Source organism: Phenylobacterium sp., from assembly GCF_028290885.1.
Lineage (GTDB): Bacteria > Pseudomonadota > Alphaproteobacteria > Caulobacterales > Caulobacteraceae > Phenylobacterium.
In genome coordinates this window covers 1-11,198 of sequence record NZ_JAQGIZ010000044.1, presented here as the reverse complement: position 1 = coordinate 11,198, position 11,198 = coordinate 1, and the positions used below count along the sequence as shown (strand labels likewise).

Annotated in this window: 12 protein-coding genes and 2 pseudogenes; 7 read left to right on the top strand and 7 right to left on the bottom strand. The window is 68.9% G+C overall.

The genetic code is table 11. From position 1 onward, the window contains the following. The 3 genes and pseudogenes from JWP28_RS03775 to JWP28_RS03765 form a co-directional block, all read right to left on the bottom strand. A pseudogene (locus JWP28_RS03775) lies at positions 1-664 on the bottom strand (NAD(P)(+) transhydrogenase (Re/Si-specific) subunit alpha); the annotation flags it as partial. 193 nt (positions 665-857) lie between these two features. Further along, positions 858-1,097 (bottom strand): aa3-type cytochrome c oxidase subunit IV, encoded by a 240-nt coding sequence (locus JWP28_RS03770; RefSeq protein WP_299540100.1) that lies wholly within the window; start codon positions 1,095-1,097, stop codon positions 858-860. A gap of 61 nt (positions 1,098-1,158) precedes the next feature. Then, positions 1,159-2,214, bottom strand: coding sequence for an alpha/beta hydrolase (locus JWP28_RS03765; RefSeq protein ID WP_299540098.1), 1,056 nt, complete (start codon positions 2,212-2,214; stop codon positions 1,159-1,161). Positions 2,215-2,241: 27 nt separating this feature from the next. On the opposite strand from JWP28_RS03765, the gene JWP28_RS03760 reads away from it, so the two are divergent. From JWP28_RS03760 to JWP28_RS03745, 4 genes are all read left to right on the top strand, one after another. After that, the gene (locus JWP28_RS03760; protein WP_299540096.1) at positions 2,242-2,475 is read left to right on the top strand and encodes a hypothetical protein; all 234 of its coding nucleotides are present in this window, start codon (positions 2,242-2,244) and stop codon (positions 2,473-2,475) included. Between the two features lie 144 nt (positions 2,476-2,619). Continuing rightward, complete coding sequence (locus tag JWP28_RS03755; protein ID WP_299540094.1) at positions 2,620-2,904, top strand: hypothetical protein; 285 nt, start codon at positions 2,620-2,622, stop codon at positions 2,902-2,904. 83 nt (positions 2,905-2,987) lie between these two features. Next, positions 2,988-3,758 carry an aldolase/citrate lyase family protein gene (locus JWP28_RS03750; RefSeq protein WP_299540092.1) on the top strand — a complete coding sequence of 257 codons (771 nt, stop codon included), beginning with the start codon at positions 2,988-2,990 and terminating at the stop codon, positions 3,756-3,758. Between the two features lie 153 nt (positions 3,759-3,911). Then, entirely contained in the window at positions 3,912-4,142 is a 231-nt protein-coding gene (locus JWP28_RS03745) for a hypothetical protein (protein ID WP_299540090.1), read from the top strand. 4 nt (positions 4,143-4,146) lie between these two features. On the opposite strand, the gene JWP28_RS03740 is transcribed toward JWP28_RS03745, so the two are convergent. Beyond that, positions 4,147-4,812, bottom strand: coding sequence for a YceI family protein (locus JWP28_RS03740; protein WP_299540087.1), 666 nt, complete (start codon positions 4,810-4,812; stop codon positions 4,147-4,149). Positions 4,813-4,867: 55 nt separating this feature from the next. Then, the gene (locus tag JWP28_RS03735; RefSeq protein WP_299540085.1) at positions 4,868-6,940 is read right to left on the bottom strand and encodes an acylase; all 2,073 of its coding nucleotides are present in this window, start codon (positions 6,938-6,940) and stop codon (positions 4,868-4,870) included. Positions 6,941-7,073: 133 nt separating this feature from the next. On the opposite strand from JWP28_RS03735, the gene JWP28_RS03730 reads away from it, so the two are divergent. After that, a complete protein-coding gene (locus JWP28_RS03730) occupies positions 7,074-7,808 on the top strand; it encodes a peptidase (RefSeq protein ID WP_299540082.1) in 735 nt (244 codons plus the stop codon). Between the two features lies 1 nt (position 7,809). Continuing rightward, positions 7,810-8,238: a hypothetical protein gene (locus tag JWP28_RS03725; protein WP_299540080.1), complete on the top strand. Its 429-nt coding sequence runs from the start codon at positions 7,810-7,812 to the stop codon at positions 8,236-8,238. Between the two features lie 224 nt (positions 8,239-8,462). Here JWP28_RS03725 and JWP28_RS03720 read toward each other — a convergent pair whose 3' ends face one another. Beyond that, complete coding sequence (locus JWP28_RS03720) at positions 8,463-10,253, bottom strand: M3 family oligoendopeptidase (RefSeq protein WP_299540077.1); 1,791 nt, start codon at positions 10,251-10,253, stop codon at positions 8,463-8,465. Positions 10,254-10,443: 190 nt separating this feature from the next. Beyond that, complete coding sequence (locus tag JWP28_RS03715) at positions 10,444-10,872, bottom strand: Lrp/AsnC family transcriptional regulator (protein ID WP_299540074.1); 429 nt, start codon at positions 10,870-10,872, stop codon at positions 10,444-10,446. 121 nt (positions 10,873-10,993) lie between these two features. Here JWP28_RS03715 and JWP28_RS03710 point away from each other — a divergent pair. After that, positions 10,994-11,198, top strand: a pseudogene (locus tag JWP28_RS03710) (amidinotransferase); the annotation flags it as partial.

The window sequence follows — 11,198 nt, the reverse complement described above, 5'->3', positions numbered from 1 at the left end:
ACTCCTCGTCCTCGACGGCCAGGAACTTGGCGCCCAGGCTCTCCACCTGCTCCTTGGTGGCGGGACGCACGTCGGTGGCGGTGACCACTGCGCCCAGGCGCCGGGCGGTGGCGATGGCCTGCAGGCCGGCGACGCCGACGCCCATGACGAACACCTTGGCCGCGGCGATGGTGCCGGCGGCGGTCATCATCATCGGCATGGCCCGGCCATAGGCCTCCGCGCCCTCGATCACCGCGCGGTAGCCGGCGAGGTTGGCCTGCGAGGACAGCACGTCCATCACCTGCGCGCGGGTGATCCTCGGCACGAATTCCATGGCGAAGGCGGTGGCCTTGGCCTTGGCGAGGCCGTCGAGCGCGGCCTTGTCCTGGTAGGGATTGAGCGTGGCTACCACGAGCGTGCCCGGCTTGATCGCGGCGATCTCCTCGGCCTCGGGGCTGCGCACCTTGAACAGGATGTCGGCCTTGGCGAGCGCGTCCTTGACGGTCTTGGCGATCGTCGCCCCGGCGGCCTGGTAGTCGGCGTCGGGATAGGACGCGGCGGTTCCGGCGCCGGCCTCGACCACCACCGAAAAACCCGACGCGATCAGCTTCTTCACCGTCTCGGGGACAGCGGCGACGCGGGTCTCTCCGGCGCGGCGCTCCCTGGTGACGGCGATGACGGCCATGGTTCGCGGGGCCTCCCAAGCGATTGAGCGGGACCTTAGGGGCGCCGTCCGGAGTCTGTCCAGCGATGGTCGGCGACCCGCGTTGCGCCTCGGGGCCACCGGGCCAGTTCGGCGGCGCAGAACCGCAGAGGTCCGGCGTTCCGCGCGGCCTTGGGAGCCAACAGCGCGGTCACAGCTCTAAGGCTGAGGCCGTCTAGTGCTCCGCCTCGCCGCGGCTGCGCAACAGGACGGTTCCCAGGCCCAGGACCACCAGGCCCGTGATCGCGCCGGCCAGGAAACCCGCCGAGGTGCAGAACCAGAGCACCAGGGTGATCAGCACGGCGGCGATGACCAGCGAGCCCCACTTGGTGATGTTCATTACCAGGTGGAAGGTCGACACCTGCTCGTGGATGTCCATGTCGCCGCGGTGGTACTGGGAAGCCTTGCCGGCCATGGGACGCGTGCTCTCTCGTCAATCGGGTCTAGGCGGGTGCTACACGAGACCGGCCCACCGCTCAAGCCGGGGGCCAGGCTGCAAGCAGGGCCCTCAGCGCCGCCACCAGCGCCAGCGGTTGGTCGATCATGATGTGGTGGTGCGAATCGGGGATCTCGATCTCCAGCATTCCCGGCGGGAAGGGCGACGGCGCGCCGGCCTTACGGTGCTCCACGATGCGGCTCTTGGCCCCGTAGATGTGCACCATCGGCGTGGAGACGTCGGTGGGCGCGGCCTGCGCCGCCATCGTCAGCTCGCGGTCGAGTTTCGCCCACATGTTGGGATCGAACCGCCAGGTCCAGCCTTCGCCGGAACCTTCTGGCGCCGTTTCCTTGTCTGGGAGGGGGACCTGCTTCAGCGAGCGGCGGGCGATGAAGTCGGCGATGAACGGGTTGCCGGCCGGCTGCGGCGGCATCAGGCGGAAGCGGGCCAGCGCCGCCTCCAGGGTCGGATAGACCCGGCTCGGGCGGTCGACGGTGGGGATGTTGCGCACCGCCTCCATCTGCGCCTGGCGCTTGGCGAGTTCCTCCGGTGGCGGGCCGAAGCCGGTGTCGACCATGACGGCCGCGTGCATCCGCTCGGGATGGCGCACGGCGGCGAAGAACACCTGGCCGCCGCCAAAGGAGTGACCGACGTAGATCGGCTTGCGGCCGCCCTCGTAGAGGCCGGTAGCGCGCGCGACGGCTTCGGCGTCCTCGGCGAAGTCGGCGAAGGAATAGCGCTCGCGCCAGTCGGACGCGCCCATGCCGGCCAGCGACATGGAAGCCACCCGATAGTCGTCGGCGAAGAAGGGCGCGATGAAACTCCACCAGTCGGCGTGGGCCGAGTTGCCGTGGACGAACAGCAGGCCGGGCTTGCCGACCTCGCCCCAGGTCAGCACCTCGAGCTTGGAGCCCAGCGACTCCACGAAGGTCCGTTCCGGCTCGCGGGCGATGGCGTCCTTAAACCATTGCGGCGAGGGCGGCGGCTCGCCCCGGTACTCGGCCAGCGGCGCCTGCACCTCCGGCGGCAGTTCGCCGGGGTCGGCGTGGATCGGCCGGTCGTCGTAAGTCTCCGCCGGCTTCACGTCCTGCGCCATCTAAACTCGTCCTCGCGATCTGGGTGAGTGACTAACAAGCGTTTGAAAAATGGCAAGCGCTTCGTCCCGACCTACCTCGACTTCGCCGATCGCATCGGCTCGGTCGCGGCGGGCAAGGACGCTGACCTCGTGGTGGCGAAGGGCGACCGCTCCAAGGCCATCGCCGACATCGAGAACGTCGAGATCGTGTTCAGGGATAGCGTCGGCTACGACTCGGCGAAGCTACTGGACTCCGTGAAGGCGCGGTACGGGCGGTATTGAGGCGCGGACGCATGTCACCCGACGTCATCGCCTATTGGTCGGAACTGGAGGACCCAGTTCAAGGCAGTGTACACCGGCCGCGACCACCTCACCGGCCTGGTAAGGCCCACGCCGCGGGCGGCTGAGGGCGAAACGGAGCGCCGAATGGACCGCCACCCGCACATCCTCAACGCCGCCTCGAACCTGCTGGGCATCAGCTTCCTGATCATCACGGGCCTCAGCCTCACGAAGATGAACAGCCACTCGCTAGCCGACGAGATCGCCTGGGTTTCGGCGGTCTGCTTCCTGCTGAGCATCCTGTTTTCCTACATCACCATCCGCAAAGGCAGCGGCGCCGCCTGGCAGGCCGTCTGGGCGGATCGGGTTTTCCTGTTGGGCGGTGCGGCCCTGACGCTCTCCACCCTCGTCGTCGGGTTCGCTCTCGCGTAGAGCGACCAAGCAAAGAATCTGGAGCGCCGTTTCGTTTCAATCGAAACGGCGCTCTAGGATCGCGGAAGTTCAGGGAGACCAAGATGCGCGCCAATCGCCTGCGAGAGCTGTGGGACGCCGGCAAGCCGGTGATCAACGGCTGGTGCTCCATGCCGGGCGGGTTTTCCGCGGAGCTGATGGCCTCCATGGGCTGGGACGCCGTGACCGTCGACACCCAGCACGGTCTGGTCGGTTACTCGGAGATGCTGGCCATGCTGCAGGCGCTCTCGACCACCGCGGCCGTACCGCTGGTGCGGGTGTCGTGGAACCAGCCCGGCGAGATCATGCGGGCGCTGGACGCGGGCGCCTATGGCGTCATCTGCCCGATGATCAACGACGCGGCCGACTGCGCGGCTTTCGTCCAGGCCTGCCGCTATCCGCCGGAGGGCTTCCGCAGCTCCGGACCGACGCGGGCCGTGGTCTATGGCGGCGCCGACTACCACGCCAAGGCCAACGGCGAGATGCTGACCTTCGCCATGATCGAGACCGCCGCCGGGCTCGCCAACGTCGAGGCGATCGTCGCCACGGCGGGCCTGGACGGCGTCTACATCGGACCCTCGGACCTGTCGCTGGCGATGGGCGGCCCGCCCGGCCAGGACTCCGACGCACCCGCCCTGATGGCCGCCTTCGACACTATCCTCGCCGCCTGCAAGGCCGCGGGCGTAAAGGTCGGCGTCCACACCAACAGTCCGGCCTATTCAAAGAAGATGATCGAGCGCGGCTTCGACCTGGTCACGGTCGGCAGCGACACCCGCTACCTGACGAGCGGCCGCCGCGAGGCCGCCGACATGCGGAGCTGGCTGGAGGGCCGTTGAGGTCAATCCGTGGGCGCCTCGGCGTTCGGATTGCATCGTTCGGCGGCAACACCTTCGAAAGCCTCTCCGTAGGAAGCTCCATCGCCAGAGGCCGGCGAGGTTTGTGCGAGAGCATGGCTCGGCTGGCTGGGTGACCGTCGCGGGAGCGAAACCATGCCGAACCTCATCTGGCCGCGCGCCCTGAGTTCGGACGTCGGACCTTCGGGCCTTATCGGACGCAGCGTCCACTGGCTGGGGGTCGCCGTCGCGATCGCCTTCCTGTTCACCGCCATGGGACTGGCCGCCGACGGATGGGCCCCCGCCCTCGCCACCTGGCTCACGGCCGGCGCCGTCGCCACCGCGCTCGCCGCACGCGGGGTACGCTACCTGCTCGCCAGGGAATAGGCGCCTACTTCTTGGCCGGTGGCTTGGGCGGCGGCTTGCCGTCCGAAAACTCGGTCTCGATCATCACCTCGACGTCGTCGCCGACGCCCATGTTCGAGCCCGCCGCCGGCACCCCGAAGCCCATGCCGAAAGCTGAGCGCTTGATGACGCCGTGCGCCGAGAAGCCGATGCGGGCGCCGCCGGGATCCATGGCGTTGGGCGGATAGCCGCCGTTGTAGGTGACGTCGAGGATCACCGGCTTGGTGACCCCGTGCAGGGTGAAGTCGCCGGTGACCTTGGCCGTGTTGGGCCCGGTCGGCGCGACCTTGGTCGAGCGGAAGGTGATGGCCGGATATTTGGCGGCCTCGAAGAAGCTCTTGCCCATCAGCTGGTCGTGGAAGCCGGCGGGCGGGGCGTTCAGCTCCAGCGACTGCGGGTCGATGGTCGCCTCCACGCTCATGGCCGCCGGCGCCGCGGGGTCGAACTTCAGCTTGCCGTCGACGTTCGCGAAGCGGGCCGTGTAGCGCGAGAAGCCCAGGTGGCTGACCCGGAAGGTCACGGACGTGTGGGCCTTGTCGATCGTGTAGCCGCCGGCCGGCGGCTGCGGCGCGGCGGCGGGCGCCGCTGCGGCGGGCTGGCCGGCGCAGATCGCGAGCGCCAGGGCGGCGCCGCTCATCAGAAGGGTCTTCATCTTGTCTCTCCGTGGCGTTCGCCCGGAGGACGAACGGAACCGCGCCGAACCTACACTACTCCGGCGGTCGGTAGTCCTTGGCGACATGGCCCTTCAGCTGGCCTTCCGTAAACCAGACCGGCTTGGTCTTCATGGCCACGAACAGCGGCGTCTGGTCGGCGTAGTGGGGCGAGGCCTCGTCCTGGGTCGCCGAGCCGAACTGGTGGACGCTGCGCGACGAGAGCCGCCCCTGCTTGTCCCACTCCACGAACATCACATAGGTGTCGCCGGCCAGGGCGTGCAGCCGTCCGTCGGGATCGGGGCGCCCGTAGACCGCGCGGTAGGTGTCGGGGCCACCGTCGATGGCCAGGTCGACCTTGCCGCGGCGAATGCGGTTCACCTCGCCCCACTCCGGATCGATGCGCCCGAAGTGCGTCTTGAGGTCGGCCATGCTCGACTTCAGCGCCGCCAGCGGCGGCCCGCCGCCCTGCAGCTTGGTGAGCGTCAGCACCACCAGGGCCGTCGCCCGGCTGTGCACGTCGGTGCGGCGGTCCCAGGTCTTCAGCAGCGCCTGCGCGGCGGCGAGGTCGGCGTCCTGGCCCGGAGGGACCGACAGCAGCGCCTGCACGCCCTTCGCCACATCCGACCTGGTGCTGTAGGCGAGGTCGTACTTGTCGTCGTTGAACGTCTTGGCGTCGATCGAGCGCTGCACGCCGACGGTCTCCAGCACGCGGTACGCCCGGTTGGTCATGTTGGTCTGGATGCCGAGCGTCTTGGAAAAGGCCTCGGGCCTCAGGTCGTCGGCCGGATCGGTGGCCTGGAACGGCGTGTTGTTGGAGTTGAAGACGAAGCCCGACTTCGGATTCCACAGCTGCGGCATCTTTTCGAACGGAAGCTGCGCGGTCCAGATCAGGTCGGAGCGGTCGCCGGGCACGACGCCGGACCAGTCGACGCCCTCCTTCCGCACCGGGTAGCGCCCGTTGTAGACGTAGCCGATGTTGCCCTTCTCGTCGGCGTAGACGTAGTTGATGGAGGGCAGCAGCCCCAGCGACATGGCCGCCTTCCACTGGGCCAGGTTGGTCGCCTTGTTAAGCCGATAGTACTGTTCGGGCTGACGGACCTCGTCCATGCCGGCGTAGCGGATGGCGAAGACGCCGTGGTCGGTGCGAACCGCCGGCCCATGCGCCGATCGCAGCACTTCGCGGTCCACCGTGTCGAAGCCGCCGCCGGCGCGCTTGACCCGGATGTGGACGGTGCGCTTGGCGAGCGTCTTCCATTGGCCGTCGAGCCGGTATTGGTCGCGGTCGGCGGGGTTGATCGAAAGCTCGTAGACGTCGGCCAGGTCGGGGTTGTTGACCGTGTTGGCCCAGCCCAGGTGGGCGTTGTGGCCGTGCAGCATGAAGGGCGTGCCGGGGAAGAAGCCGCCGGCGACATGCCAGCCCTGGCCGGTCTGGATCACCGCCTCGTACCACGCCAGCGGCCCAGTGTAGGGCTGGTGCGAATTGACCAGCAGCCGTGTGGCGCCGTCGGCCGAGCGCGAGGGCGCGACCGCCAGGCCATTGGAGCCGGTGGGCAGCTTGTCGTCGAGCGCGGCGGTCTTCTTGGCTGCCGGCGCCATCGTGCGATGAAAGACCCCGTCGAGGCCATAGAACGTGGGGCCGTTGTAGATGAAGCTCGCCGCCAGGTCCTTGCCGGTGACCGGCAGCAGGCCGGGCGCCAGGTCCTTCGGGTGACGGCTGGCGTAGGCGTTCACCCCCGCAGCATAGGCCTCCAGTATGCGCCGCACCTGCGGATCGAGGTCGCGTTCGTAGCGGCGCCCGACCGTGCCCCAGACGTCCTGCAGGGCGACGAGGTAGTCGCTGTCGACGCCCGATGGCCCCTGCAACTCAGCGAGCCGCCCGCGCGCCGTGAAGACGCCGAGCTGTAACGTCGCCATGTCGTCCTCGGCCTGGGCGAAGCCGAGCCCGTAGGCCGCGTCCACGTCGGTCCTGGCCAGGATGTGCGGCACGCCCCAGTCGTCGCGGCGGATGCGGACGTCGTGGTGGGCCGCGGGCGCGTGCGCCGGCTTGGCCGCGGCGGCCGGCGCGGCTGCGAGCACGGCGAGCGCCGCCATCCAGCCGCAGCCGCGGCGGGTGATCCTGAGCATCATGGAACGTTCCTCTTTGCGGGGATGATATCGCCGAGCGTCACCGTTGACGCAATGCGCTACCGGCCGGGACTCGCCGGCCTTGCGGACTTAAGTTGCCGCAAGCCACCCGACGCCGGTGTGCGAGAGGAACCGGATGACATATTGCCTCGGAATCCTGCTGCCGCAGGGTCTGGTGCTGGCCTCGGACTCCCGCTCCAACGCCGGCGTCGACCAGGTGGTCCGGGTCTCGAAGCTGAACCTGATGCCGCCCGCCAGGGACCGGGTGATCGCGATCCAGTCCTCCGGCAACCTGGCGACCACCCAGGCGGTGGTCACCAAGCTGCACGAGGCCTTCGGCTCGGGCGACCCGGCCCACGACCTGGGGCTGGCGCGGACCATGTTCGAGGTCGCCGGCATCGTCGGCGCGCAGCTGCGCAGCAACATCGTCGCGGACGCCAGGTTCGTCGATCCCTACGGCGACCCCAGCGGAAATTTCCTGGTCAGCGGCCAGATCGCCGGCGAACCGCCCCGGCTGTTCCAGATCTACGCGGCCGGCAATTTCGTCGAGGCCTCCAGCCGCTCGCCGTTCCTGCAGATCGGCGAGACCAAGTACGGCAAGCCCATCCTCGACCGTTCGCTCACCCCGCAACACCCGCTCGCCGAGGCCGCGAAGCTCGCCCTGATCTCCTTCGACGCCACCCTGCGCAGCAACCTCTCCGTCGGCCTGCCGATCGACCTCGTCGCCTATCGCGCGGACAGCTTCACGGCGGACCTCGTCACCATCGAGGAGGACGACCCCTATTGGAATGCGCTCCGCCAGGCCTACAGTGAAGGGCTGGCCGCCCTGGTCGCAGGGTTGCCCGCGCCGCCAGCGGCCTGGGGGGCCTGACATGCACATCTTCACCAACCTCCTGCTGTGGCTGCATTTCATTGGCGTCGGCCTGGCGGTGGGCGGCGGCATAGCGCTCTCCCAGACCGGCCCGAAGCTCGTCGCCGCGCCGCTCGATCAGCGGACGGAGCTGTGGTCGTTCGAGACCTTCTTCAGCCGCCTGGGCGCAGCGGGCATCCTCACCCTGCTGGTCACCGGCCCGCTGATGGTCTGGCTGAAATTCGGCGGCCCCGGCGGCTTCACCCGATGGTTCTGGGTCAAGATGGCGTTCGTCACGCTCGCCGTCATCGCTGTTGGCCTGCACGAATGGGCCGGGGCCCGCTTCAAGCGCGGCGATCAGGCCGCCATTCCGCTGATGTTCATCGGCGGACGCCTCGCCGGCGCCGCTATCCTGCTGGCCATGCTGAGCGCGGTCTTCACGTTCAACTAGGCAGGTCTCGCTCAATTCCGCTCATCCCCGCGAAGGCGAGGACCCATGGGGCCGTTGGCGCAGAGACACGCGCTCGGGGTATTCGTCACTTGGCTTAGGTCCCCGCGACAGCGCCTATTTTCTCCGCCATCCCAGCTGGCCCGAAATTGAATCGGCCGCTGCTACCGCTCATGCCTTGTTGCTAGGACGAGGCTGAGTGGACCATTTGCGATTGGTCGCCCCCCTCAAACCAATGTCTCGAACTCGTCCACCAGCCGTTCCAGCTGCTTCATGCCCGCGGCCCAGAACGCCTTCTCCCGCGGGTTCAGCCCGAACGGCGCCAGCGCCTCGACGTAGGTCCGGGTACCCCCGGCGGCGAGCAGGTCCTCGTAGAGGGGCGCGAAGGCTGCCGGGTCCTCGCGGCGCTTCTCCATCAGCCCGCGCACCAGCAGGTCGCCGAACGCGTAGGCGTAGACGTAGAACGGCGCGTGGACGAAGTGGCTGACGTAGGCCCAGTAGTGCTCGTAGCCGCGGTTGAGCTTGATGGCCGGCCCCAGGCTCTCGCCCATCATCTCCAGCCAGATGCCGCCGATCGCCTCGGCCGAGACCTCGCCCTGCAGCCGCGCATTGTGAAACCGGGTCTCGAAGCGGTGGAAGGCGATCTGGCGGACCACGGTGTTGATCCCGTCCTCGATCTTGCCCGCGAGCAGCCCCTTGCGCTCGGCCTTCGAGGCGTTGGCCAGCAGGCGCTCGAAGACCAGGCCCTCGCCGAAGATCGAGGCGGTCTCCGCGAGCGTCAGCGGCGTGTCGGCCAGCAGCGTGCCGAGGGGCGCGCAGAGCGTCTGGTGGACGGCGTGGCCGAGCTCGTGGGCGAGCGTCAGCACGTCACGCCGCTCGCCCATGTAGTTCAGGAAGACGTAGGGGTGCCGCTCGGCGGTGACCGGATGCGAATAGGCGCCGGACTGCTTACCGGGCCTGGGCTTGGCGTCGATCCAGGGGTGGGTAAAGAAGGTCTGGGCGGTGTCGGCGAACTTGGGCGCGAGCGCCGAGAAGCTTTCCAGCACCATGCCCTTGGCCTCGTCCCAGCCGTAGGTGCGCGGCTGGGCGGTGTCGAGCGGGGCGTTGCGGTCCCACTGGTCCAGCACGTCGCGGCCCATGGCCTTGGCCTTCAGGCGGTAATAGCGGTGGCTGACCGGCTCGTAGGCCTCGACCACGGCGGCCTCGAGGGCGGCGACCGCGTCGGCATGGACCTCGTTGGCGATGTGGCGCGAGGCCGCCGGGTCGGGATACTTCCGCCAGCGGTCCTCCACCTGCTTTTCGAAGGCGAGCGTGTTGAGGCAGAGCGCCAGCGTCGGCGTTCGCTGCTCCAGCGCCTTGGCGAGGCCCTGGGCGGCCTGCTTGCGCCGCGCGCCGTCGGGGTCGGAGAGGCGGTTGAGCACCTCCGAGAGCGTCAGCGTATCGCGCCCGACCTTGGCGGTCAGCGCGGCCAGCGTCTCCTCCGACAGCCGGCTCCAGTTGGCGACGGCCGGGCCGCGATCGATCAGCATCCGCTCCAGGTCGGGCGAGAGCTCATGGGGGCGGGACAGCCGGACGCGGCGGATCCACGGCCGCCAGCGGGCGGCCGGCTTGTGGGCGCGGAACGCCGCCTCGATCTCGTTGTCGTCGAGCTCGTTGATCTCCAGGGTGAAGAACAGGCTCTCGGCGGCGATCTGTGAGGAGCGGGCGCGCAGGTCGGCCTCGAACTTCGACCAGGCCGGGTTGTCGCGGGCGGTTGAGGCCGCTAGGGCCGCGTAGGCGCCGACGCTCCACAGGCCGTTGGTGGCGGCCTCGTAGAGCCCGATGCCCTTCTCCAGCAGTTCGCCCAGCACCCAGGCGTCGCTGCGGCTGGCGGTGAACCGCCCCTTCAGCGCCACCAGGGCGTCGTTGTCCGCCTTGGCCTTGGCGAGATCGGCCTCGATCCGCGGATCGTCGCGCCCGGCATAGAGGTCGTCGAGCCGCCACTGCGGCAGGGCGTCGGTCTTGAAGGGCGCGTTCATGGGCTTGCATGTAGCGCGTGCCACCGCCGAGCGGGAGTCGCCGGGCCGGCCTTCCCCCGGTACGGGGGAAATGTCGGCAATGGGCGGAGCCCGGCCGACAATGGGGGAAGTATCTTCGATCGCTGGACCTCCCCCATCGACCCGCGAGCTTCGCTCTTGGGCCACTTCCCCCGTACCGGGGGAAGCAAATTCACATCTTCTGCGTGGCCAGCAGGATCGAGGTCTCCGTCGAGGCGATGCCGTCGATCAGCCGGATCCGGTCGAGGGTGCGGCTGAAGGCGCCGAGGTTGTCGGTGTCGAGCTCGGCGATCAGGTCCCAACGGCCGTTGGTGGTGTGGATCCTATCCACCTCGGGAAACCCGCGCAGCGCCTTGACCACCGCGCCCGAGCGCTCGCCCTCGATGGCGATGGTCATGATCGCCCGGACCCGGCTGGCCTCCGCCTCCGGCCGCGTGCGCACGGTGAACCCCTGGATCGGCCCGTCGGGGCCCAGCATCTTGCGGATGCGGTTCTGGACGGTGCCGCGGGAGACCTTCAACCTTGCGGCCAGGGAGGCCACGGGCTCGCGCGAATCGGCGCGGAGCAGCGCGAGCAGCCGGCGGTCCAGTTCATCTATCATATCGCCACCCCTACCTGACAGATCGCCAGTATTCCCTGCGAATTGTAGCACCCTGCTCGCTATCCGCTAGCACCCTCCGGCGCCATGCTGACGGCAGACCAACTCACCAGCGAGGTTCGGCGTGGCGCTTTTCCTGATGACCGACCCGGCGTGTTTCGACGTCAGCTACCAGATCAATCCCTGGATGCGGCCAAAGGCCTGGCGGCCGGAGCACCGGGCTGCCGCCCAACTCGCCTCGGCGAATCTGAAGGCCGCGCTGAAGGCCGCCGGCGCCCAGGTCGAGACCATCGGCGCGGTCCGCGGCCTGCCCGACCTGGTGTTCCCGG

Coding starts and splice junctions, on each gene's coding strand:
- JWP28_RS03725 (WP_299540080.1), top strand. CDS start 7,810: ATGCACATCTTCACCAACCTCCTGCTGTGGCTGCATTTCATTGGCGTC.
- JWP28_RS03770 (WP_299540100.1), bottom strand. CDS start 1,097: ATGGCCGGCAAGGCTTCCCAGTACCACCGCGGCGACATGGACATCCAC.
- JWP28_RS03740 (WP_299540087.1), bottom strand. CDS start 4,812: ATGAAGACCCTTCTGATGAGCGGCGCCGCCCTGGCGCTCGCGATCTGC.
- JWP28_RS03730 (WP_299540082.1), top strand. CDS start 7,074: ATGACATATTGCCTCGGAATCCTGCTGCCGCAGGGTCTGGTGCTGGCC.
- JWP28_RS03745 (WP_299540090.1), top strand. CDS start 3,912: ATGCCGAACCTCATCTGGCCGCGCGCCCTGAGTTCGGACGTCGGACCT.
- JWP28_RS03715 (WP_299540074.1), bottom strand. CDS start 10,872: ATGATAGATGAACTGGACCGCCGGCTGCTCGCGCTGCTCCGCGCCGAT.
- JWP28_RS03720 (WP_299540077.1), bottom strand. CDS start 10,253: ATGAACGCGCCCTTCAAGACCGACGCCCTGCCGCAGTGGCGGCTCGAC.
- JWP28_RS03755 (WP_299540094.1), top strand. CDS start 2,620: ATGGACCGCCACCCGCACATCCTCAACGCCGCCTCGAACCTGCTGGGC.
- JWP28_RS03735 (WP_299540085.1), bottom strand. CDS start 6,940: ATGATGCTCAGGATCACCCGCCGCGGCTGCGGCTGGATGGCGGCGCTC.
- JWP28_RS03750 (WP_299540092.1), top strand. CDS start 2,988: ATGCGCGCCAATCGCCTGCGAGAGCTGTGGGACGCCGGCAAGCCGGTG.
- JWP28_RS03765 (WP_299540098.1), bottom strand. CDS start 2,214: ATGGCGCAGGACGTGAAGCCGGCGGAGACTTACGACGACCGGCCGATC.